Origin of the sequence: Rhizobium sp. Nf11,1 (genome assembly GCF_050587665.1) — a bacterium.
In the GTDB taxonomy this organism is placed as follows: Bacteria; Pseudomonadota; Alphaproteobacteria; order Rhizobiales; family Rhizobiaceae; genus Rhizobium.
In genome coordinates, this window is the sequence record NZ_JBOBHU010000002.1 from 284,599 (window position 1) to 306,714 (window position 22,116).

Annotated in this window: 21 protein-coding genes; 10 read left to right on the forward strand and 11 right to left on the reverse strand. The window is 59.7% G+C overall.

Annotation, left to right across the window (positions count from 1 at the left end; translation table 11 throughout):
• Positions 1-34: 34 nt before the first annotated feature.
• Positions 35-1,048 carry a substrate-binding domain-containing protein gene (locus tag ACQ7C1_RS04175; protein ID WP_430957435.1) on the reverse strand — a complete coding sequence of 338 codons (1,014 nt, stop codon included), beginning with the start codon at positions 1,046-1,048 and terminating at the stop codon, positions 35-37.
• Between the two features lie 269 nt (positions 1,049-1,317).
• Between ACQ7C1_RS04175 and ACQ7C1_RS04180 the strand changes: the two genes are divergently transcribed.
• The 6 genes from ACQ7C1_RS04180 to ACQ7C1_RS04205 all read left to right on the forward strand — a co-directional run bounded on the left by ACQ7C1_RS04180 (position 1,318) and on the right by ACQ7C1_RS04205 (position 7,412).
• On the forward strand, positions 1,318-2,580 hold the full coding sequence (locus ACQ7C1_RS04180; RefSeq protein WP_430957436.1) for an ABC transporter substrate-binding protein: 1,263 nt from the start codon (positions 1,318-1,320) through the stop codon (positions 2,578-2,580).
• A 66-nt stretch (positions 2,581-2,646) separates the two neighbouring features.
• Positions 2,647-3,633 carry a carbohydrate ABC transporter permease gene (locus ACQ7C1_RS04185; protein WP_430957437.1) on the forward strand — a complete coding sequence of 329 codons (987 nt, stop codon included), beginning with the start codon at positions 2,647-2,649 and terminating at the stop codon, positions 3,631-3,633.
• Positions 3,633-4,463 carry a carbohydrate ABC transporter permease gene (locus ACQ7C1_RS04190; RefSeq protein ID WP_221127071.1) on the forward strand — a complete coding sequence of 277 codons (831 nt, stop codon included), beginning with the start codon at positions 3,633-3,635 and terminating at the stop codon, positions 4,461-4,463. The genes ACQ7C1_RS04185 and ACQ7C1_RS04190 overlap by 1 nt, the downstream gene beginning before the upstream one ends.
• A gap of 11 nt (positions 4,464-4,474) precedes the next feature.
• On the forward strand, positions 4,475-5,500 hold the full coding sequence (locus ACQ7C1_RS04195; RefSeq protein ID WP_183698316.1) for an ABC transporter ATP-binding protein: 1,026 nt from the start codon (positions 4,475-4,477) through the stop codon (positions 5,498-5,500).
• Positions 5,501-5,561: 61 nt separating this feature from the next.
• On the forward strand, positions 5,562-6,347 hold the full coding sequence (locus ACQ7C1_RS04200; protein ID WP_430957438.1) for a ThuA domain-containing protein: 786 nt from the start codon (positions 5,562-5,564) through the stop codon (positions 6,345-6,347).
• Positions 6,348-6,374: 27 nt separating this feature from the next.
• Positions 6,375-7,412 carry a Gfo/Idh/MocA family protein gene (locus tag ACQ7C1_RS04205; protein WP_085781620.1) on the forward strand — a complete coding sequence of 346 codons (1,038 nt, stop codon included), beginning with the start codon at positions 6,375-6,377 and terminating at the stop codon, positions 7,410-7,412.
• A gap of 28 nt (positions 7,413-7,440) precedes the next feature.
• Here the strand turns inward: ACQ7C1_RS04205 and ACQ7C1_RS04210 are convergent, their stop codons facing one another.
• Positions 7,441-7,833, reverse strand: coding sequence for a DUF4112 domain-containing protein (locus tag ACQ7C1_RS04210; RefSeq protein WP_430957440.1), 393 nt, complete (start codon positions 7,831-7,833; stop codon positions 7,441-7,443).
• Positions 7,834-7,975: 142 nt separating this feature from the next.
• Positions 7,976-9,793 carry a methyl-accepting chemotaxis protein gene (locus ACQ7C1_RS04215; RefSeq protein WP_430957441.1) on the reverse strand — a complete coding sequence of 606 codons (1,818 nt, stop codon included), beginning with the start codon at positions 9,791-9,793 and terminating at the stop codon, positions 7,976-7,978.
• 239 nt (positions 9,794-10,032) lie between these two features.
• On the opposite strand from ACQ7C1_RS04215, the gene ACQ7C1_RS04220 reads away from it, so the two are divergent.
• On the forward strand, positions 10,033-10,281 hold the full coding sequence (locus ACQ7C1_RS04220) for a type II toxin-antitoxin system VapB family antitoxin (RefSeq protein ID WP_430957442.1): 249 nt from the start codon (positions 10,033-10,035) through the stop codon (positions 10,279-10,281).
• A complete protein-coding gene (locus tag ACQ7C1_RS04225) occupies positions 10,278-10,691 on the forward strand; it encodes a type II toxin-antitoxin system VapC family toxin (protein ID WP_430957443.1) in 414 nt (137 codons plus the stop codon). Before ACQ7C1_RS04220 ends, ACQ7C1_RS04225 begins: the two co-directional genes overlap by 4 nt.
• A gap of 105 nt (positions 10,692-10,796) precedes the next feature.
• Here ACQ7C1_RS04225 and ACQ7C1_RS04230 read toward each other — a convergent pair whose 3' ends face one another.
• The 8 genes from ACQ7C1_RS04230 to ACQ7C1_RS04265 form a co-directional block, all read right to left on the reverse strand.
• On the reverse strand, positions 10,797-11,045 hold the full coding sequence (locus tag ACQ7C1_RS04230; RefSeq protein ID WP_430957444.1) for a hypothetical protein: 249 nt from the start codon (positions 11,043-11,045) through the stop codon (positions 10,797-10,799).
• A gap of 243 nt (positions 11,046-11,288) precedes the next feature.
• A complete protein-coding gene (locus ACQ7C1_RS04235; RefSeq protein WP_430957445.1) occupies positions 11,289-12,374 on the reverse strand; it encodes a DUF5666 domain-containing protein in 1,086 nt (361 codons plus the stop codon).
• On the reverse strand, positions 12,371-13,264 hold the full coding sequence (locus ACQ7C1_RS04240; protein ID WP_430957446.1) for a DUF6502 family protein: 894 nt from the start codon (positions 13,262-13,264) through the stop codon (positions 12,371-12,373). The genes ACQ7C1_RS04235 and ACQ7C1_RS04240 overlap by 4 nt, the downstream gene beginning before the upstream one ends.
• Before the next feature lie 152 nt (positions 13,265-13,416).
• Positions 13,417-13,791: a DnaT-like ssDNA-binding protein gene (locus ACQ7C1_RS04245; protein WP_430957447.1), complete on the reverse strand. Its 375-nt coding sequence runs from the start codon at positions 13,789-13,791 to the stop codon at positions 13,417-13,419.
• Between the two features lie 10 nt (positions 13,792-13,801).
• Positions 13,802-14,848, reverse strand: a complete 1,047-nt coding sequence (locus ACQ7C1_RS04250; protein WP_430957448.1) for a flagellar hook-associated family protein — start codon at positions 14,846-14,848, stop codon at positions 13,802-13,804.
• A gap of 2 nt (positions 14,849-14,850) precedes the next feature.
• On the reverse strand, positions 14,851-16,311 hold the full coding sequence (gene flgK, locus ACQ7C1_RS04255) for a flagellar hook-associated protein FlgK (protein ID WP_430957449.1): 1,461 nt from the start codon (positions 16,309-16,311) through the stop codon (positions 14,851-14,853).
• 13 nt (positions 16,312-16,324) lie between these two features.
• Positions 16,325-17,617 (reverse strand): flagellar hook protein FlgE, encoded by a 1,293-nt coding sequence (locus tag ACQ7C1_RS04260; RefSeq protein WP_430957450.1) that lies wholly within the window; start codon positions 17,615-17,617, stop codon positions 16,325-16,327.
• A 317-nt stretch (positions 17,618-17,934) separates the two neighbouring features.
• Positions 17,935-18,804, reverse strand: a complete 870-nt coding sequence (locus tag ACQ7C1_RS04265; RefSeq protein ID WP_430957451.1) for an EF-hand domain-containing protein — start codon at positions 18,802-18,804, stop codon at positions 17,935-17,937.
• A 162-nt stretch (positions 18,805-18,966) separates the two neighbouring features.
• Here ACQ7C1_RS04265 and ACQ7C1_RS04270 point away from each other — a divergent pair, with 162 nt between their 5' ends.
• Entirely contained in the window at positions 18,967-19,614 is a 648-nt protein-coding gene (locus ACQ7C1_RS04270) for a TetR/AcrR family transcriptional regulator (protein ID WP_430957452.1), read from the forward strand.
• Between the two features lie 209 nt (positions 19,615-19,823).
• The gene (locus ACQ7C1_RS04275; protein ID WP_430957453.1) at positions 19,824-22,007 is read left to right on the forward strand and encodes a DUF1217 domain-containing protein; all 2,184 of its coding nucleotides are present in this window, start codon (positions 19,824-19,826) and stop codon (positions 22,005-22,007) included.
• The last annotated feature ends 109 nt before the right edge of the window (positions 22,008-22,116 follow it).

The following is a 22,116-nucleotide window of genomic DNA, read 5'->3' on the forward strand; positions in this document are numbered from 1 at the left end:
TGCAGCACAGTCGTGCATCGAGTGGTTGCTCTCATCAGGGCGGCGGCGCGGTACTCTCCCGCAGGATCAGCTCGACTGGCCACAATTCGTGGATCTCGTCTGCGGGGCGGCCAGCGATGAGCTGTAGTGTCAGCTCGGCGCAGCGCGTGCCCGCGGCACGCATGGAAGATCGTGTGGTCGAAAGCGACGGGACCATATTCTCGGCCGTCAGATAGGGGAAGACGTCGTCATGGGCGATGACGGAAACATCCTGCCCCACTGTCATCCCAAGCGAACGGACGGCACGGTAGACACCAAGAGCTGTCATGGTGGAACCGGCAACGATGGCGGTCGGGGCATTGGCGCTCTCCAGAAAAGAGCGGGCGTGGCGAAAGCCGCTCTCGTCGGAAAATTTATCGCAGACCATCAGGCTGGGATCTGCGGTGAGCCCACGCTCCTGATGGGCTATCCGAAAACCCTGTTCGCGATGGATTGAATAGGTCTTGCCACGCAGGCCATTGATCATCCCGATGCGCCGGTGCCCGAGATCGAGCAGGTGTTCGGTCACTCTGCGCACGGCATTTTCATTGTCGATATCGAGCCAGGCATGAACGTGCTCGGTCTCCGAGCGGCCGTGGACCAGAAAAGGCACGCCGAGGCTGTTCAGCATTTCGATCCGCGGGTCTCTGGGGCGTGGCGAATGAATGATCACGGCGTCTACCCGGCGGCTTTCGACCAGGCGCCGGTAGGCCTGTATCTCGTCGTCGTCATTATGCGCGGTAATAGGTGTGATGAGAATATCCGTATCGGTCGTTTCCAGGCGCTGCGCCATCCCCGACACGAATTCGGCAAAATGAATTTCTCCTGAACGCCCCATCATGACGCCGATCGCTCCGGCTCTTCCAGTCTTCAGGCGCACGGCATTGATATCGGGGCGATAGCCAAGCCGCATTGCTTCGCTCGCAACCCGGGCGCGCGTGGCTTCGCTCACCTCCGGATAGCCGCTAAGTGCGCGGCTTACCGTGGTCGGAGAAAGCCCAAGCTGCTTTGCAAATTCACGAAGTTTCATCGATGTCTTCTTTGTCCGGGAAATCAATGGACGATGCGTTGATGATGCGCAACGGGCAAGTGCTGATTCAGTTCAGATTGAAAACGGTTTCAATTATGTGACGTTTAAATGTCGGCTGCGGATGCCGAATATACGCCCTTATCCGCGCAGCATGGCTATTATTATCATACAAATACAACCTCCAGAAGCTGGTTTTGGTGTCTTGACGTCATCAAAGCCTTCTGCGATGTTCCGTTTGCCAAATCGATTTCAATTTCTGGGAGGAGATTATGAAAAACTTTGCTCTGGCCTTATCCGCGATTGGACTTGCTTTCGCGGCCGGCCCCATCCACGCCGCAGAAATTTCGTTTGCCGCGAACACCACCGGGAAAAACGTCGAATTCCTGAACAAGCAGCTCGCGATTTTTGAGAAGGAGACCGGCAATCAGGTGAAGCTCGTCACCATGCCATCGTCGAGCAGCGAACAGTTCTCGCAATATCGCTTGTGGCTTGCCGCGGGGAACAAGGACATCGACGTCTATCAGACCGATGTCATCTGGGCGCCGCAGCTTGCCGACCAGTTCATTGATCTGAAGGAGGCCACCAAAGATGTGGCTGGCCAGTTCTTCCCGTCGATCATCGCTTCGCAGACCGTAAATGGCCGGCTGGTGGCGCTGCCGTTGTTTACCGATGCTCCGGCGCTGTACTACCGAAAGGACCTGCTCAAGAAATATGACAAGCTGCCGCCGAAGACCTGGGACGAGATGGCCGCAACCGCCAAGGAGGTCCAGGATAAAGAGCGTCAGGCCGGCCAGAAGGATCTTTGGGGCTACGTCTTCCAGGGCAATTCCTATGAGGGGCTGACCTGCAACGCGCTGGAATGGGTGAAGTCGTCGGGGGGCGGCCAGATCGTCGAGCCGGACGGCACGATCTCGATCAACAATGAGAAGGCGGCAGCAGCGCTCGAACGCGCCAAGGGATGGATCGGCACGATCTCGCCGCCGGGCGTGCTCGCCTATCAGGAAGAGGAATCGCGTGGTGTCTGGCAGACCGGTAACGCCGTCTTCATGCGAAACTGGCCCTATGCCTATTCCCTCGGCAACGGCGCCGACAGCGCCGTGAAGGGCAAGTTCGACGTGATGACGCTGCCGGTTGCGGCCGCCGGCGACAAGCCATCCTCGACACTCGGCGGCTGGAACCTGGCGGTGTCGAAATATTCGGAAAAGCAGGAAGCAGCCATCGCGCTCGTCAAATTCCTGGCGTCGAAGGACGTGCAAAAGGCTCGCGCCATCGAGCTGTCCAATCTGCCGACACTGACCGACCTTTATGACGACAAGGATATTGCCGCCGCGCAGCCCTTCATGCCCAACTGGAAACCCATCTTCCAAGATGCGGTGCCGCGTCCTTCGGCGACAGCCAAGGTGAAATACAACGAAGTGTCCTCGAAGTTCTGGACGGCAGTGCACAATACGCTGTCCGGCAGCGGCTCGGCCGCCGAGAACCTCGAGCTCCTGGAAGCCGACCTGACGGCCCTTAAGGGCGACGCCTGGTGAGTGGCGGGACCGGCGGCCGAGAGGGCGTCGGTCCAGTCTCCGGAGGGCTAAACGGAAAGGCGTTTCATGACTGAAATCGTAGTTCCACAAGCAATTGAACCCAGGGTTTCCAAGCTCAGAGCCTCTACCGAGCTGCGATCCGAGCGCGTCCGGTCCGCCTGGATTTTTCTGGCGCCGACGCTGTTGATCCTGGCAGTTGTCGCGGGCTGGCCGCTGTTCAGAACCATCTATTTCAGCTTTACGAATGCGTCGCTCAACAACCTTGGCAATGCGCAGTTCGTCGGCTTTGCCAATTATTTGTCGTGGGTGACGCTGAAGAGCGGAAAGACCATCTATCGCGGCCTGCTGGCCGATCCGATCTGGTGGACTGCCGTCTGGAACACTGCCAAATTCACCCTCCTTTCGGTCGCGATCGAGACTGTGCTCGGCTTGATCGTCGCGCTGGTGCTGAACGCGCAGTTCGTCGGGCGTGGCATCGTTCGGGCCGCAATCCTCATCCCGTGGGCGATTCCGACCATCGTCTCGGCCAAGATGTGGGCCTGGATGCTCAATGATCAGTTCGGCATTCTCAATGATATTTTGCTCGGTTTCGGCCTGATCAGCGAGAAGATCGCCTGGACCGCAAATCCGGAAACGGCGATGGTGGCCGTGCTGATCGTCGACGTCTGGAAGACGACGCCCTTCATGGCGCTTCTGATCCTCGCCGGCTTGCAGATGGTTCCGGGAGATATTTACGAAGCGGCGAAGATCGATGGCGTCAATCCGGTCAAGGTTTTCTGGCGTCTGACGCTGCCGCTGATCCGGCCGGCCATCATGGTTGCCGTGATCTTCCGGATGCTGGATGCAATGCGCATCTTCGATCTGATCTATGTTCTGACGCCCAACAATGCTCAGACGAAGACCATGTCGGTCATGGCGCGCGAGAACCTGTTCGACTTCGACAAGTTCGCCTATGGCGCCACCGCCTCGACGGTGCTTTTCCTCATCATCGCCTCTGTCACCGTCCTCTATATCTGGTTCGGCCGCGTTAAGCTCGGCGGGGAGGAACGCTGATGCTGCTTTCGATCACCAGGAACACGCTTTTCTACCTGCTTGTTGCGACCATCGTCATCATTGCGGTTTTCCCGTTCTACTATGCGATCCTCACCAGCCTGAAGACCGGCACGGCCCTTTTCCAAGTCGATTATTGGCCGACCTCGATCTCCTTCGGCAACTATGCTTCCGTCATGGGGCAGGGCAGTTTCGTTCGCAGCCTTGCGAATTCCGCGATGATCGCCTGCGTCGTCGTTTCAGCATCGCTGCTGCTCTCGATCACCGCTTCGTTCGCTTTGGCCCGGGTTCACTTCCGCGGACGGGCACTCTTGATGCTGACCATCCTGTCGGTGTCGATGTTTCCTCAGATTGCCGTGCTTGCGGGCCTCTTCGAACTGATCCGCTGGATCGGCATCTTCAACACGCCCTTCGCGCTGATCTTTTCCTACGTGATTTTCACGCTGCCATTCACTGTCTGGGTGCTGACGACCTTCATGCGGGAATTGCCGATCGAGATCGAGGAGGCGGCGATCGTCGACGGCGCCTCGCCATGGGTCATCGTCACTCAGGTCTTCATGCCGCTGATGTGGCCGGCGCTGGTGACAACAGGGCTGCTCGCTTTCATCGCCGCCTGGAACGAGTTTCTTTTCGCGCTGACGTTCACATCGTCCGATACGCAGCGGACGGTGCCGGTCGCCATCGCCCTGCTGTCGGGCAACAGCGCGTTCGAAATTCCCTGGGGCAACATCATGGCGGCTTCGGTGATCGTCACCGTGCCGGTTGTCGTGCTTGTTTTGATATTCCAGCGCCGGATCATTTCGGGGCTGACTGCCGGCGGCGTCAAGGGTTGAGGGAGTAGGACATGGCAGAGATCCGACTGGAGAACATCCGCAAGAGCTTTGGCGCTTTCGAGGTGATCAAGGGCGTGACGATGGAGATCCGCAGGGGCGAGTTCATGGTGTTCGTGGGGCCGTCCGGATGCGGCAAGTCTACGTTGCTCAGGCTTATCTCCGGGCTCGAGGACATTACCTCGGGAACGCTCGCCTTCGACAATGAGACGGTAAACCGGCACGCGCCGTCGAAGAGAGGGATCGCCATGGTCTTCCAGTCCTACGCGCTCTACCCGCATATGACGGTCTTCGACAACATGGCGTTCGGCATGAAGCTTTCCGGGAGCAACAGAGACGAATGCCGCCGGCGCGTCGAGCAGGCGGCCGGCATGCTGCAGCTCTCATCCTATCTGGACCGCTTGCCGCGACAGCTTTCCGGCGGGCAGCGTCAGCGCGTCGCAATCGGCCGGGCGATCGTGCGCGATCCCAAGGTCTTTCTCTTCGACGAGCCGCTGTCCAATCTCGACGCGGCGCTTCGCGTCGCGACGAGGCTTGAGATCGCCAAGCTTCATCGCAGCATGCACGGTACGACGATGATCTATGTGACGCATGATCAGGTCGAGGCCATGACTCTGGCTGATCGGATCTGCGTGCTGAGGGACGGCGTCGTCGAGCAAATCGGCACGCCGCTGGAACTTTACGAAAGCCCGAACTCGGTCTTTGTCGCCGGCTTCATCGGTTCGCCGAAAATGAACTTCCTGTCGGGTGGGCTGGCGCAGCCCTATGACAGCCATACGATCGGCGTGCGCGCGGAGCATGTTCGCATCTCGGCCGAGTCTCCTGTTTGGAGAGGCACGGTCATCCATTCCGAAATCCTCGGTTCCGATAGCTTTGTCTATCTGGATATCGGGGAGGATGAGCCGCTTGTCGTGCGGGAGGCCGGCGTCTGCCGTCACGAGCCGGGCCATACGCTTGGCCTCGCGCCACTTGCCGGTCACATCCACCGTTTCGACCGGTCGGGCCGGGCGCTCGAACGTGAATCCATGCGGGCAGCCTGATCTTCCAGCATCGATGTCTTTCCCGAAGCTCGATCCGCTTCAACTACAAGGAGAAAACGACGTGACCATACGCACCGTTGTCTGGGGTGAAAACATTCACGAGAATACCAATGCGATCGTCCGGGGCATCTATCCGGAAGGCATGCATATGACGATCGCCAATGCGCTGAATACCGATCCTGGCATCTCGGCGACGACGGCGACGCTGCAGGAGCCGGAGCACGGGCTGAGCGAAGCCCGGCTTGCCGAAACCGATGTCTTGACCTGGTGGGGCCACAAGGATCACGGCGCGGTGTCAGACGTCGTCGTCGAGCGCGTCGCCAAACGCGTCTGGGAAGGCATGGGCCTTCTCGTGCTGCATTCCGGCCATTTCTCGAAGATCTTCAAGCGGCTGATGGGAACACCCTGCGCGCTGAAATGGCGCGAGGCGGGTGAGCGCGAGCGGCTGTGGACGATCAACCCGCGCCATCCGATCGCCGCCGGCATCGGCGAGCATTTCGAGCTGGAGAACGAGGAAATGTATGGCGAGCAGTTTTCGGTGCCGGAGCCGCTCGAAACCGTGTTCATCTCCTGGTTCCAGGGCGGCGAAGTGTTCCGCTCGGGCCTGACCTGGCGCCGCGGCGCCGGCAACATCTTCTATTTCCGCCCGGGCCATGAGACCTATCCGACCTATCACGACGCCACCGTCCAGAAGGTGCTGATCAACGGCGTCAAGTGGGCCTACAACCCCGAAGGCGCGTTGACTGGCATTGCCGACGCTCCAAATGTGCCGGTGGAAAAGGCATTGGAGCAGATCGTCGAACGCGGCCCGAAACTGCACCAGGCCGGCGAAGCCGGTTACCGCTGAACTCGATAAAGGATCATGAGGACAAAAATGCGCTTGATCATTCTCGGAACCGGAGGATGGGCAAATACCCATGCCATGAATTTTTCGGAAATCGCCGGCGTCAAAATTGTTGCTGCCGTCGATACAGACGAGGTCCGGCTGCGGGCCTTCGCGCTCAGGCATGGCATCCCGCTTACTTTCACATCGCTCGATGACGCCCTTGCCTGGGGGGAGTTTGACGCCGTGACCAATGTCACGCCGGATCGAGCGCATTATTCCACGACGATGAAGATACTCGGCGCCGGCAAGCATGTGCTCTGCGAGAAGCCCCTGGCGGTCAACTACCGCGAGGCCAAGGAGATGGCCGACGCCGCGGCGGCGTCCGGAAAGGTCACGATGGTAAACCTTACCTATCGTAATGTGGCGCCGCTGCAGGCGGCGCGAAAGATGGTGCTGGATGGCCGTCTCGGCGCGATCCGCCACTTCGAAGCGTCCTATCTCCAAAGTTGGTTGGTGTCCAAGGCTTGGGGCGACTGGACCAAAGAGTCGCAGTGGCTTTGGCGGCTGTCGACAAAGCACGGCTCCAACGGTGTGCTGGGCGATGTTGGTATCCACATTCTCGACTTCGCGGTTTTTGCCGCCGGCAGCGACGTCAAGGCGGCGGCATCGCATCTCAAGGTTTTCGACAAGAGCCCCGGGAACCGGATCGGCGAATACGAGCTCGATGCGAATGACAGTTTCCTGATGATGGCCGAGCTCGAAAACGGCGCGGCCGGCGTCATCCATGCAACACGCTGGGCAACCGGCCATCTGAACGAATTGCGCCTGCGCCTGCATGGAGACAAGGGGGCGCTGGAGGTGGTGCATACGCCTGAAGGTTCGACCCTCAGGGCCTGCGAAGGCGCCGATGCCGACAAGGCGATCTGGCGCAAGATTGAGGTCGAACCGGTCATCACCAATTTCCAGCGATTTGCAAACGCCGTGGAAAAAGGGAAGCCGGATGAGCCAGGTTTTGGCCATGCCGCCAAGCTGCAATTTGTTCTTGATCACGCAGTCAAGACGGCCGGCGCCCTGACTGAGCTTTAGACAGGTTCCTCGGAGGGGCCGAGCATCGTCAGATGCGCTGGTTCAGCTCGTCTTCGCTGATGCCGAAATGCTCGAGGATGATGCCGACGTTCCGACGGTGAGATTTGAAATAAACGTCGAAGAGATCGCCGACCAGCGGAACCGTGCCGCAGGCGGCGTCGACGCCGAGATTGACCGCCATGCGGGCGAGCTTATGGGCAGGAAGGCCGAGACGCCTCGCTTCATCGATGATGAAGAGACCGATGAGGGATCCGGCAACGTCGCCGACCGCTGGGATGAGGCCGAGAACCGAGTCTGCGCCGATCCGTACGCCGAAAGGCAATCTGACTGCGGTATCCATGAGCCGAGCGATCGCGGCAGCGCGTCGAATTCTTTCGCGTTCGAGCGCCGTGAGGCGTTCCCTGTGGGCAGAGGCTGGCATCAAAACCCTTGCGGCATTGGGATCGCAGCGCGATCCTGATCCAACGAAGGTGCGGCGTCGCGATCGAGATGTTCCATTGCCGTGAAACGCCGAAAGTCTTAATAGGTTCGCCGGCCGCGTGAGGATTTACGCCTGAGCCGCGTCAGGCGGCTCTCTGCGATCTTGACCCGCCGGCCGGTGCATTGATCTGAAAACGGCCGACCACGCCCTCCAGCGTCTGCGTCTGCCCGCCGAGCGCACGGCAGGCTGAGACCGTTTCCGCGGCCATCGCGGCATTGCGCTGCGTGACCTCATCGAGCGCATTGACGGAGGCATTGATTTCCCCGATCGCCACTGCCTGCTCGGAGGAAACCGAAACGATGCGGGCGATCAGGCCGGCGACCTGCTCGACCTGGCCTTCGATTTCCATTAGCGCCTTGCCGGTGCGGTTGACGAGCTCCACGCCAGTGGAAACCTGAGACGATGACGTGGAAATCAGAGATCTGATCTCCTTGGCGGCATTGGCCGAACGGAGGGCGAGCTCACGTACTTCCTGCGCTACAACGGCGAAGCCTTTGCCCGCTTCGCCTGCGCGGGCAGCTTCCACACCGGCGTTGAGCGCCAGAAGGTTGGTCTGGAACGCGATCTCGTCGATGACGTTGACGATCTCGCCGATCTGGGCGGACGAACCTTCGATCTTCTGCATGGCGGCGATCGCATCGCGAACGATGGCTGCCGAATGTTCGGCGCTGCTGCGCGTCTCGGCCATCATACCGGTCGCCTTGCCGGCATGGTGGGAGGCGTCCTTGGTTTTAGCGTTCATCTCCTTGAGCGCGGCGGTGGCCTCTTCTAGCATAGCCGCCTGCTGCTCAGTGCGGGATGCGAGACTGTCGGCGGCATTAGTGATGCCGGTCGAGGAACTGCCGACCTGCCGGGAGGTCTGGGCGACCTCCGCCATTGAGGCGGAAAGAGCATCCAGGCTGTCGTTGAATTTGGCGCGCAAGCTCTCATAGGCGGCGGCAAAGGTTGTCGTGATACGGCAATCAAGATTGCCGTGCGACAGCTGGTCCAGGCCATATGTCAACTCGTTGATAACCGTTTCGCGTGTCCGCTCCTCGGCCGCCTTTTCGGCCATCTGGCTGCGCTCGCGCTCGAATTCGGCATCGCGAAGCGCCGTTTCCCGCTTCTGCGCGTCCTGCCGTTCCAGCGCATTACGGCGGAACACCGCAACCGCCTTGGACATGGCGCCGATCTCGTCGGAACGGTTCGCATAGGGAACTTCGGTCGAAAAATCGCCTTCGGCAAGATTGCCCATATACGCCTTCATGCCATCGAGCGGCACGATTGCCCGGCGGCGCAGAAGATAGAGTCCCGCCAGCAGCAGAGCGAAGGAGCCGAAGCCTGCAGCTCCCGCATAGATCGTCCAGGTCACGATTTCCGAAGCTGCGTTCTTTTCCTCGCCCTTCAGGAAAGCGTCGGAATTCGCGACGAGCTTCTCCACAGCATCCTGGTGCGTATGGAAGGCGACGCGCAACTGCTCGATCGCGCCGTGCGCCTTGTCTTCGTCCTTTGCTTTCAGCGCTGGAATGATCTCGCGGTTCATCACGTCCCAGAATGCATCGCCCTTGGTCAGCACATCGTTTTCGAGCTCGTCCTTCAAAGCCTGCGGCAGCCGGGTGGACTTCCAATAGGCTCGGCGGTCGTCGTAAGCGGCCTTCAGATTGGCGATCTTCGCCAGATTGGTCTCGGTGAGTTCGGGAAATTTGCTCGCCTCGAAGGAGAGCATGTAGGATTCGACCACGAAGAGCGGCGGCGGCAATATGTCGGCGATGAGATCCTTGCCGTAGACCACCTGCTCATAAACCGGGCCGTTGACTTTCAGCCTTTCAAGCGCCGATTGCTGCAATCCAATCGACATGAAAAGACCGGCTGAAACGGCGATGCCAAACGCCACCAGGCTGCGCGCAATGGTAAATGCCAAGACTCTCTCCAAATACTTTGCGGCTCTCTTCTTCGAGTCGCCGGATTTATACGGAGCATTATTTCTCAAGAACCCTGAGATATGGTTAATTCTGGAATGTGTGAGGCTCCAAAAGATCTTCCCAGACTGCCCAAAATTCGGGTGGTTCATGAAATGTGAGCTATTTAGGTATCAAGCCATCAATTGCCATCTTGATGGCTTATGGGGAGCGCACTATATCTGTCGTAAAGGAAATTAAGATGGCCGAACCCCAGCTTTCCGTACGAAGTGCAAGGGCACGTGACCTTGCTCATCGACTCGCCCGCCGCGAAAACCGCTCGATAGCCGATATCGTCGAGCGGGCGCTCGAATCCTATGAAATACGCGAGGCCGGCCGTGAGCCGGCATCGTCTTTCTACAGCAGGCTGTCGCAACAAAGTGGGACGGATATTGACCTTGAGGCCGTCGTGAAGGAAGACCGGCAGGCGCACAAAGGCATCGAGCTTTGATTTTTATCGATACCAACGTCGTTTCGGAGACGTTGAGAAAATCGCCTGATAAAGCGGTAATCGCATGGCTGGTTCGTCATGATGCTGAACTGGCACTGCCCACGGTGACGATTGCCGAGATCGCTTTCGGTATCCAGAAGATCCGGCCCGACCAACGAGCCGAACGCCTCGAACAGGGACTTTCCGACTGGCGGCGCCGCTTCGCGGACCGGATTTTTGGCCTGACCGAAGAAGCCGCTCTTGCCTATGGCGAGATCATGGGGACCGCAGCTCATCAGGGGCGCGGCATGTCAGCGCCGGACGGCATGATCGCAGCTATTGCGAGGGTTAATGGCGGTCGGCTCGCGACGCGAAACCTGAGCGATTTCGTGACTACGAACCTTGAATTGATTTCCCCGTGGGAGTTTTGATCTGAGCAGCACCGCAGCCACGAACCTGAAGCCAAGCCGACCAGTTTTGTAAATTGCAGAGAGACGATTGCGATCGTCGCAATACTTCATTGACAACGGCGCCACTCAAGCCAATCGCATCAGCATCTCGTTGAGGTTGCCGATCTCTCGCAGCAGTTCGATCAGCCTGTCCGTGTCGTCTTGGCCGAGTCGGCCGCTGCCGCCGCTTTTATCCCAGAGAGCCTGGAATTCCTGGCTCATCTCACGCGCGCTATGCATGATTTCGATGATTTGCGTGCGGTTTTCCCAGGTTGTAACGACGGTCGGTTCGTCCATCTCCATCGGCATCTCGGGTTCGCGTTGCAGCAAAAGCAATGTCTGTTTCCTCTTGGGCGACGAGGGTTTGGTTCGGATCGGCCTTCGGCGGCCATTCATCGTGAGCTTACGCGGGAACGCGGTATTCACTTGAAATCAAATGAGAAATGAACAATTGGCTAGCGGGTGTGGGGCGGTACCCGTTAGCCAATCGGCAAGCCCTATTTCGGAATCATCCGAACGAAGGATCGCAGGGCCAATAAATGGGAAATTTTCCCATTTGTCAAATGTTCAATTACATCGTCAGGGCTGGCCCGGAAAATCCGGTGGTGGTCCTGGTGGCGGCCCCGGCGGCGGACCATTCGGCCCCGGCCCTGGTCCCGGTCCGCCCGGGCCGGAAAAGCCGTCAGGACCGGCTCTGCCAAAGGGCGGGTGATCATGCGGTGGACCATCCCAGAAGCCGCGTGGCGGCCGGGCATCGATGCCCCCGGGAGGACCCAGGTTTGGAAAGCCGGTTATTCTGTTCGAATCCCGCACGCCGATATCAACGAAGCCGTGACCATCCGAGGATAGCCGCATCGACCCGAAGGGCGGCGAACCCCCGGGGCCTGATCTCGGTCTGTCCTTGTCGGTCGCCCGGAAGGTCTCGATGTTGACGGTACCGCGTTTGAGGCCCGGCACTATGGGTTCGGGCTGAATGCGGGTGATCGCCAACCGATCGGCCGCTATCTTGAGATGCACGACGGTCTGCTTGCCGACCAGTTGACGGTGCGCGCCTCCGAGCGAAAGGCCGCCGATCAGGACGCGATTGCCGCTCTTGACGGGGATCCCGCGGACATGGGCGCCATCCGAGACGGAGCGGGGTTCGATGCGCCGGGCTACGATTGTGCCGTCTGGTTTGCGGATGCCGAAGACGGCGACCCGCTTGCCTTTCCGCAGGCCCTTCGTCGCCAGACCGGATATGTCGACGGTTTGCGAAAGGATCGTTATCGAAGCCTTGCTAAACCGGTCGATACGCCCCTGAACCTCGCTGACGATCGTGATGCGGGCGGCGCGCTTTCCCTTCAGCAGCACACGGACGACATGACCGACCTTCATCGCGCTCGCGGGAACATGCCGTCCATCGATCTCGATCGGCGTCGTCGCGCTGAACGGTATGTGGATGCCGTTGACGATAATGCTTCCAAAACCCTGGATGGTCCCGACGATGCCGGTTCCGCCGATGCCGTGGTCTTCATTCTCGCCGCCGCCCTGGATGGAGGTGCCGGACCCGCCGATTCCATGATCGTTGGTGCTGGTCGACTGCGCGGCGGCAAATCCCGGCTTCAAGATCTGAAGCGCTATGCCGGCCAGTAGAAACTGTCTTCTCGAGATCACCGACGGGCTCATTCATCCGCCTCCGTCTTGGAAGCGGCGTCTGCCTGGAGACCCGTCTCACCCTCTTCGGTCATGACATAGAGCCCCGCGATCCAGCGGCTGTTGCCGCCGGGATCGTCCTTGATCGCCTGATGGGCTACCTTATTGAGCTTCAGGAGCAGCGCCATCGCTTCCTCGCGGGCAAGCTCGTCGAGCCGGGCCGCCAGCGCGGGCGATATGCCGTCATAATGAACCGCGCGTTCGAAAAAGGGCGGAGGGTCGTTCATCAGGTTGGTGACCGCCGCCTGCACGTGGTCGCGAAGGTTGCGGGTGAAATAATGCCGGCGGGCGTCGTCGCCGGCATTCGGGACGATCGATGAGAGGTCGAGCCGGACGCAGCCGTCCTCATCGAGAACGACGATGCCCCTGTCCAGCCATTCGTCCAGGATGGAGCGGGGGTGGACATCCTTGGTGATATCGCTCACCAGGCTTTCGAATGAAGGGCTGCCATCGCTTGTGGTTCGGGGCAGGGCGCTTGGCCTGTCCTCGGCATCGCAATAGAGCGGGTCGGCCAGCCATCGGGCAAGGATGCGGCTCGTTTGCGAAACACCGACGGTCAGCAACGATGTCGAAATCTCCTGTCCGCGCAGCCGGTTGACGTCCTTGCGGTGGACGCCTGTCAGAAGTGAGATGCGGCTGTCCGTCTGCTGCTTGTTCGGCAGCGCAAATTCCTTCTCGGCAACTTCGATATAGAGCCGGCGAAGAATGGCCGAAAAGGCGGTGAAGTTGAAGCCGGAAGCGAGCGCGAGCTTGACCAGCGGACGCAGCACGCGGACAAGCATGGCCTGCAGGGTCTCTTCGGAGAAGGGTAGCTTCGCGCGCGGCTTCGACATCAAAAACACACTCGGTCTCTGAAAGACCATTGCCGGCAGACTTCGATAGCCGCCTTCACTCTCCTATGGCAAAGTCCGGAATGCCGCAACGGACTAGCCTTATGCAAGATCGGCCTAGGCTGTACTTCCTGCCAGCCTGGCCGCGATCGTGCCGCCATAGGGAAGATATTTCGCGCCTTCTGTCAATGCGTTACCGGATGCGGCTCGGGCGAGAGCACCGCCCCGTGGCTCCAGTCGATCAGGCGGTCGATCCGCGCAATCTTGTGGAAAACCTCGAAGACGTCGAATGCCGCACCCTTTTCGATATGGCCTGCCAGCAGCTCGCAAAGCTCGAATATTTCAGGCGGCGTGGTGGTCATTTCGACGCCGTCATCGGTGAAGACACCTGATCGCGGCCACGCCCGCGCCTGCTGCTCATCGAGCTTGCAACCGACGAATGGGATCGTATCGATGATGCCGGAGGCAAGCGCGAAGGCTGCTTCCGCCACGATTTCGGAGCAGGACGTGTTTGGCCCGTTTCTTAAGGCCGGTATCTGCGGCCGCTTGAGTTCGCGCATTTTCAATCCGTCAGAGATAGTTGACCAGGCTGAGATTCTGGAGTTTCGAGACGAGCGTGTAGGCGGTTTCCAGCTGCGTCTGCAGCTGATTGACGAGCGTCGAAGCCTCGTAGGTGTCGACGCCCTGAAGGTCGACGAGCTTTCCCTGCAGCAGGCTCGACTGGGCGTCGAGCGCGTCATTTGCCTTTTCGAGCCGCTCCTGCGAGAGGCCGAGCTCGCTCTGCTGCGTCACGATGCCCGAAGTCGCCTGGGCCGCGTAGCCTATCGCCTTGGATGCGACGGTGCTCTGCGCGTCCGAGCTCAGATCCTGGCCGAAGAGGGCGGAGACGACGACGGAGGCAAGTGCCAGGTAACGCATGCCTTCGGAATTGGCGTTGGTCGACGAGGTGATGGTTTCCGATGCGCTGATCCGGCTGGTCATGTCGGTGCTGGATGCGCTCGACCAGCCGCTCGAAGCGTCCGTCCAGCTGCTTTCGGAGAACATCGGCTCGACCGTATCGGTGATGAAGCTGCCGATTTCCTCGCCCGTCAGCTCGCTGACGTCCTTTCCGAGACCGGTTGCATAATCGGTGAGCGCCGTGACGATCGTATCCGAGACTGCGGAAGACTGGTCGGTGAGGGGCTGGCTGTCGAGGTTCGTTCCGCCGAACAGGAACTCGCCATTGACCGAGGTGTTGGCCGTCGAGATCAACTGCGAAATTGTGGCGCTTGCCGATTGCAGGGCAACAGCGATGCTCGTCGTATCCTGGCTTGCCTGAAGCGCGGTCAGGTTGGAGACCAGGCTGTCGCCGGCATCCTTGAGGCTGGAAAGAGCGGTTTGCGACGCTTCCATGCGCAGCGCGACGACGGAATTGCTTGTCTTGAACGAGGCGGCCTGTGCGATCGCGCTGGTGAGATTGATCGATTTTGCGGCGCCGCTCCCAAGGGAAACGCCGATATCGGCGTAAGTTCCTGTGGTCGCTTCCGTCGAGGCCTGCTGCAGCTTGTTCTGGGACTGGCTGATGGTGAGCCGCAAAACGTTCTGCATCGCCGATGATGAGACAAAAGATGCTTTCATGACTAGCTCGCTATGTCGAGGAGCGACTGGAACATCTCGTCGATGACGTTCAGGATCTTCGTCGCAGCCTTGTAGGATTGTTCGATGTCGAGAAGGAGCGTCAGCTCCTCGTCGAGATTGACGCCGGCTTCGTTGGAATAGGCCTCGTCGGAGCGAGATAGTGCGGCGGCCGTGGTTTCCGAGGCCGACGTCGCATCGCTTCGATATTGTTCGAGCCAGCCGATAGAGGCGCTGGCATAGTCCGTCAGGCTTTGCGTTGTGGAGAGACCGGCGTCGGCGGAGAACGAGCGTTGTTCCGTCAGCGCCTGATAGAGGGCGTCGAGATTGTCGGAGAAACCGCTGTCTCCGGAGGTGTTGAGATCGGTGATGCCGCTGACGGTTCCGTCGCGCAGCTTGGTCGCATCGCCGCCTTCGCTCGTGACGACGGCAAGATTGACCGAGATGGTGGAGGCAATCCCGGTGATATCGTCGGTATCAGACGGTGTTTCTCCCGTTGTCCCCGATGCCGTCGTCCAGGTAAAAAGTCCCGGCGCGCTCGTACTGCCGTCGGTTTCCGAGAAGACCTGGACGAGGGCCTTGGCGATCTGGTCGAGCTGGTCCTGAAATGTCGGGGCGATCTCGTCGCGGAGCTGCAGCAGGGCCTGCAGGCTGCCCGAGGCACTCGTCGTCGAACCCTCGCCGACATCGAGCGCCACGCCGTCGATATAGATGGCATTGCCCTCGGTTCCTGCGACATAAGTTGCCGTCGACGCGAATGTGACGGTGCGCGGTATGGTCTCGAACAGCACGGTGCCGTCCGAGGTATAGAGCGCCATGTCGTTATTGTCGCGCACGACGGAGGTGACGCCGACGATCGAGGAGATCTGCTTCAGGAGCTTCTCACGCTCGTCGAGCGCCGAGGATGTATCGGCGCCGGTCGATGTCGCGAGCTTAACCGCGTTGTTGGCCGCCTCGAACTGCGACAGCAGCGTATTCAGCGTGGAGACCTGCGTGGCGATCTCCGCATCCGCCTCGGCCCTGATCGACTGGACGCCGTCGCTCGCGGTATTAAGCGAATTGGCGAGATCCTGCGCGGCGGTGACGGCCGATTGCGCGGCGGTCGTATTGCTCGGCGACGTCGCATATGTCTGGAGCGCCTCCTGGAAGGCTGCGAGATAGGTGCTCGGGGATGTCTCGTAGTCATTGCCGCCCATCAGCGACTGCAGGCTTTCGAGGCCGGTCACGAGCGTCTGCTGGGCGCTGTCCTTGGCGTTGGATTGCAGGTACTGGGCGAGCAGCGCAGTTTCTTGGGCCCGGCTGATGCTGACGACCTGAGCGCCGGAAAGAGACGTCGTGATCGACGCCTCCCGCCTGACATAGTCGGAATTTCCGACATTGGCGATGTTGGTCGAGACGACGCTGCTCTGCTGGCCGGTATTGTTGAAAATACTCTGCACGCTGTTCAAGGCTGACGTGAGCGACATCCAGGCGTTCCCTCTATCGCTTCAGGTTGACGAGGACATCCATGATGTCGGAGCCGGTCTGAAACACCTTCGAATTGGCGGTGTAGCTGCGCTGCGCCTCGATCATCTCGGTCAATTCGCCGGCGAGATCGACATTCGAGCTTTCGAGCGCGCCGGACTGGATGGAGCCGAGCCCGTTCGTCTGCGGGAAGCCGGTGACGGTGACGCCGGAAATACCGTTGGCGGTGTAGACGTTGCCGCTGAGCAGCGTCAGATTGTCGGGGCTTGCGACCGTCGCGAGAGGGATCTGATAGAGGGATTTCGTCGTGCCGTTGGCATAGGAGACCGACACCACGCCGTCCGTGCCGATCGAAACTGAGCTCACCGCGCTTGCGGCCTGGCCGTCGGCGGAACCTGTCGCCGAGAAGTCGGAGGCAAGCTGGGTGAAATCCGAATAGTCCATATCGATCGTCTGTGCCGTGGTCGGATCGACGATGTCGGTGTTTGCCTGCGACGTCAGCTGGCCGTCGGCGTCGAAGGAGAGCGTCGCGACGCTCACGGCGTCGGAGGAATAGGGGAAGGACGTCGTGCCGCCGGTAGATGCATCGGCATTGCGGTAGACCGCGACCTCCCAGGTGCTGCCGGTGACCGCGCCGTTGGCATCCGTGGTCACGCCCGTCTTGGTGAAATAGTAGTCGTACTGGACGGTGGCGCCGAGGCTGTCATAGGCGACCAGTGACATTTTCTGCGTGTCGTCGGTGACATCGGACGTGTTGGCGCTCGGCAAGGTCGTCGAATCGGTGACGACGGTCGCTTCGGAGTTGAGGTTGCCGCTGAAATAGGCGCTGGTCGACGCGACCGCGCTCAGGCCCGATTGGGCGACGTTGACCGGCACTAGGCCGTCGAAACCGTTGACAACAACCGCCGGCACGCCGGAATCATAGGAATAGCCCATCAGCGTGTAGCCGGCGCTGTTGACGAGATTGCCGTCGCTGTCGACCGAGAAATCGCCGGCCCGGGTGAGCACCGGCGTACCGTCGGCGCTTTCGACGATGAAGAACCCGTCTCCGGAGATCGCGAGATCATAGGCCGAAGTCGTATAGGAGATATCGCCCTGCTGTGAAATCGCCTGGCGCACGGATGTCTGGACGCCACCGGAATTGTAATTGCCCGAGGAAGAGGGCAGGACCAGCGACGAAAAGGAGGTGGAAACGGCCTTGTAGCCGACGGTGTTGGCATTGGCGATGTTGTCGGAAACCGTGCTCAGTCGGTTTGCCTGGGCGCTCATGCCGGAGACGGCGGTTTTCATGCTTCCAAAAATGCTCATGGCTCGATCCTTGAAGGTTTGGGAACATGCCATGTGACGACAGGCTTCCAGGGCCCGGATGGTGGGCGCAAGACATCGTCAGGCGCCGAGCATAGGCCGGCTCCGGTCGATAATCTGATTGTCTGGACTGACCCCGTGATGGCTCTCGTCGCGTCGGTTCATCCGAGCGTGTGACATCGTGCGCCTGATGCAGCGCACCATTCGAATAATAAGAAGCGGCCCGGCCGAAGGCTCTGCCGGCTCAACTGCCGGGCCGCTTCAGACCGTCGCCATTGCAGTCCTCCAGAAACCGCAACGGCGACGACGTCTTGCCGGCGTCAGGCCGCGGACTGTGTGGACAATGAACCGGTGCCTGAGGTGTCGAGCAGATCGAAGAGCTGGCTCGCCTGGCTTTCGGTGACATCGTCAGGCTTGCCGGCCATGAACTCGTCGAGGCTCACCACCCCATCTCCATTCGTATCGAGATCGGAAAGCAGGGAGGCGAACTGGTCTTCGTCCTCGGACGGCGGCGGTCCCTGGGGGTGTCCCGGCTGCTGGGCGGACATGGCCTCGGTCAGCGCATCGACCGACAGCGAACCGGCGCCCTCACTGTCAAAGCTGTCGAACAGCGTTCCTGCCTGATCTTCGCTGACATCGGACGGACGGCCTGCGACGAATTCGGCCTTGCTGACGAGTCCGTCGCCATCGGTATCGAGATCGGAGAGCATGGACGCCAGCTGATCATCATCGCCTGGCGGCGGCGGGGGCGGGTCATCGGGACGTTCCGACCGCTGAGCGGACATCGCCTCGGCAAGTGCATCGACCGACAGCGAACCTGCGCCTTCGCTATCGAAGCTGTCGAACAGTGTTCCGGCCTGATCCTCGCTGACATCGGACGGCCGGGCCGCGACGAACTCGGCCTTGCTCACATAGCCGTCGCCGTCGGTATCCAGATCAGCAACATCCATACCTGTGCCGCCGTCCCCTTCGCCGGTGGAGCCGGACTGGTCGAAACGGTTCATTGCCAGCGTCATCAGCTGGGCCATCAGTTTGTCGGCGCTGCTGGACGTGTCTTCGTCGAGCTGCCCGCTTGCGGTTGATTTTTTTGCTGAAACCGTACTACAGGATAGGATGTCCTGGGATGCGGATGTCGAGCTCTTGTTATAGGAATAGGAAGAGACTGACGTGGCGGCCGAAATGGTCGTCATAAGCGCTCCATCGCTTGAGGGTGGGGATGCAACGCATTACAGAACTGATGAGTTCTCTAAATCGAAATTGCTAATGCCACAACCGAAAAAATCACCCCTCAGAAATAATAGGCTGCTGTTCACGATCGTCGGCATGCACGTCGGCAAAGCGGTCTGATCGTCGTGGATATCGTCGACGAGCCCGCAGATGAGCCGCGCAAAAGAGGCCGGCCTAAAGTCTCCAGCGATGAAGACAAGCGGACGCATATCGTCGAGGTCGCCCGCCGCGTTTTCGTAAAATACGGCTATGCCGGAAGCACGACCGCAGTCGTCGCCTCGGAGGCGGGTGTTTCCAAGCAGACGCTCTACAAGCTGTTTCAGAGCAAGGAAGAGCTGTTTGCCGCCGTCGTCGGCGCGCATCGGCGGCTGATGCTCGACTTGCCGCGGCCTGCCGAAGATATTCCGATCGCGGAAAGTCTCGAGCGGATCTTCATGATCGACATGGATGACGATACGGATTCGGAACGCGCCGGTTTCCTGCAGCTTGTCTTTCGCGAAGCCGCGCAGTTTCCCGAGCTTATCGACATTCTCCAGCGCGAAGGCATACTCGCCAGCCGGCAGCATCTCGCCGACTGGCTGAACGATCGCCGGGCGGAAGGCAGGCTGTCGCTGGATGATCCGGAGAGCGGCGCCCGCATGCTGATGGATATGATCTTTGGCGGCATGGGCCCGCCGGAAGGCCGCGTGCAAGCCTGGCCCGACCGGGCCCTGATGTTGGCCCATCTTCACCGCTGCATCTCGATCTTCGCCGCCGGCGTCGGGGCCGCTTGAACTGATGGTGTAGATCCGTCCATTTCAAGCTTCCAATTCCCGATTGAATGATTTATAGAACTATGGAGTTCCATTAAGTCGATTCGGCCACATGTAGGTGGCTGTGCTTCGCCATGACCGGCGACGACATTCCCGTAAAGACGAAAAGTTCCACCGTGGCCGCCGGCAGGCTTTCGCGCGCGTTGACGCGCCTATGAAGAGGACAGACGTTGGTTTCAACCTATGTAAGCTATCTCGCGGTCGCGCGGAATCTCAACGCCAGTCTCTCCAGTGTGGCTTCCCAGGCAACGGTTGCCCGCGACAGCGCCTATTACAGGGAAAACATCGACAAGGTCACCACCGTCGACGAGTTCATGAGCGATTACAAACTCTATTCCTACGCCATGAAGGCCTACGGCCTCGAAGACATGACCTATGCCAAAGCCTTCATGAAGAAGGTGCTGGAGAGCGACCTCAGCGATTCATCGAGCTTCGCCAACAGCTTGAGCGACGGTCGTTATGCCGAGTTCGCCGCCGCCTTCAAATTCTCCGGCGAGACGAAGACGGCGCAATCAGATGCGCAGCGGGACAGCCTGCTTGACGCTTACGAAGAGTCCTTCGATACCGAGGCCGAGAACATCGAGGATGAGACCGATTATTTCGAGGAGAATATCTCGTCGATCACATCGGTCGACGATTTGCTGTCGAGTTCGCGCCTGAAGAACTATGTGCTGACGGCTTTCGGCCTCAGCACCGAATATACTTCGACCAGCTTTCTGAAGAATGTTCTGACGAGCGATCTCGACGACTCCGAGAGTTTCGTCAACCAGCTCGACGACGATGTCTATGTCAGCCTGGCAGAGGCCTTCAATTTCAGCGAGGACGGCTCGGTCGACGGCGAGGTGATGTCGGAAGACCAGCTATCGCTGGTGACAAGCGCTTATGCCGTGGCATCATCGACGATCGCTTCCACGGAGACCGGGGAGGCTTATGATACTTATTTCGCTGCTCAGATCGGAAACATCACCTCCGTCGATCAATTAATGAGCGACGAGAAGCTGGTGTCCTATCTCAGAACGGCCTACGGTCTTTCCGACACCGAAACAGACAACTTCATTTCCGCGGCCCTGAAAAGCGCCGACACCGCCGACGCGATCGGCTTGTCCGACCTGCACGATGCCTTTAATTTCGATGAGGACGGCGCGCTTGCCGACGGCGACACGGCCCAGACGTCGGAACAGACGGCCGCGACCACGGCGGTCTTCGATGAAAACTACCAGGTGCTGATCGCCAATACCGACACGGAAGATGCGGTTGACAACTATACGACGCGCATTGCCAGCGTCACCTCGATCGACGATTTCCTGGTGTCGAACGCCGATGATGACGATGACGACAACGACGATCTTCCTGAATTATGGGAGATGGCGCTGCGGGCATTTGGCATAGACTCCGGCGAGGTTTCGAAAAGCGAAGTCCGGAAGATCCTCGAAAGTGATCCCAGCGATCCGAAGAGCTATGTCAACAGCTTGAAGGACGATCGGTTCGAGGCGTTTCGCAATGCCTTCAACTTCGACAGCGAAGGCGATGTGACCGTCCCGCTGCAGGCGATGTCGGAATCCGTCGTCGACGACTATGCCGCCTATTACAAGCAGAACAAGATCCGATATCTCGAAGGCGACGAACTGACCGAGGCGGCCGACGCCGCGGACGACGAGATCACCTATTTCCGCGACCAGATGGCGACGATCACCTCTGCCAGCGAGTTTCTCGCCGATGACCGCCTGGTTGCCTTTGCGCTCGAGGCGAAGGGCTTGGATCCGGAGGACGTAACGTCGGACGACCTGGAGAAGATGTTTTCCTCCGATCTCGATGATGAGGACAGCTACGTCAACAAGCTGGATGATCATCGTTTCGCCGAACTCGTCGGCGCGTTCAATTTCGATCAGGACGGCAATATTTCGGCGGACGCTACGGGGACGGTGCAGCAGCGCGGCGATGTGCTGGAGACGGTCGACGCCTATGTCAGGCTGACGCTCGAGGATGATCAGGGTGACAGCAACACCGGCGTTCGCCTCGCACTTTATTTCGAACGCAAAGCGCCGGACATCTCGAGTGCCTATGACATTCTGGGTGACAGCGCGCTGTTCGAATTTTTCACGACGAGCTTCAATCTCTCCAGTTACGTCTCGAACATGGATGTCGATAAACAGGCCGAGATGATCGAGAATTTCATCGACATCAAGGACCTCGCCGATCCGGACAAGGTCGACGATCTGATCAAGCGCTTTACCGCCATGTACGACATGGCCAACGGCACAGGCACCACGTCGACGGCACTTTCCATCTTGACCGGCTCGGCGACGATCAGCGCCGATACGCTGCTTGCGATGGCACAATTGAAAAGCGGCTGAGAAAGTCGCCTCTCCGTTAAAACCCCTTCAAAAGAGACCACGTGGTTAAACCCATCAAGGGCCAGTGAATACTCGCGCTGCACGCCGGCCTGGCGTGCGATGACGCCTA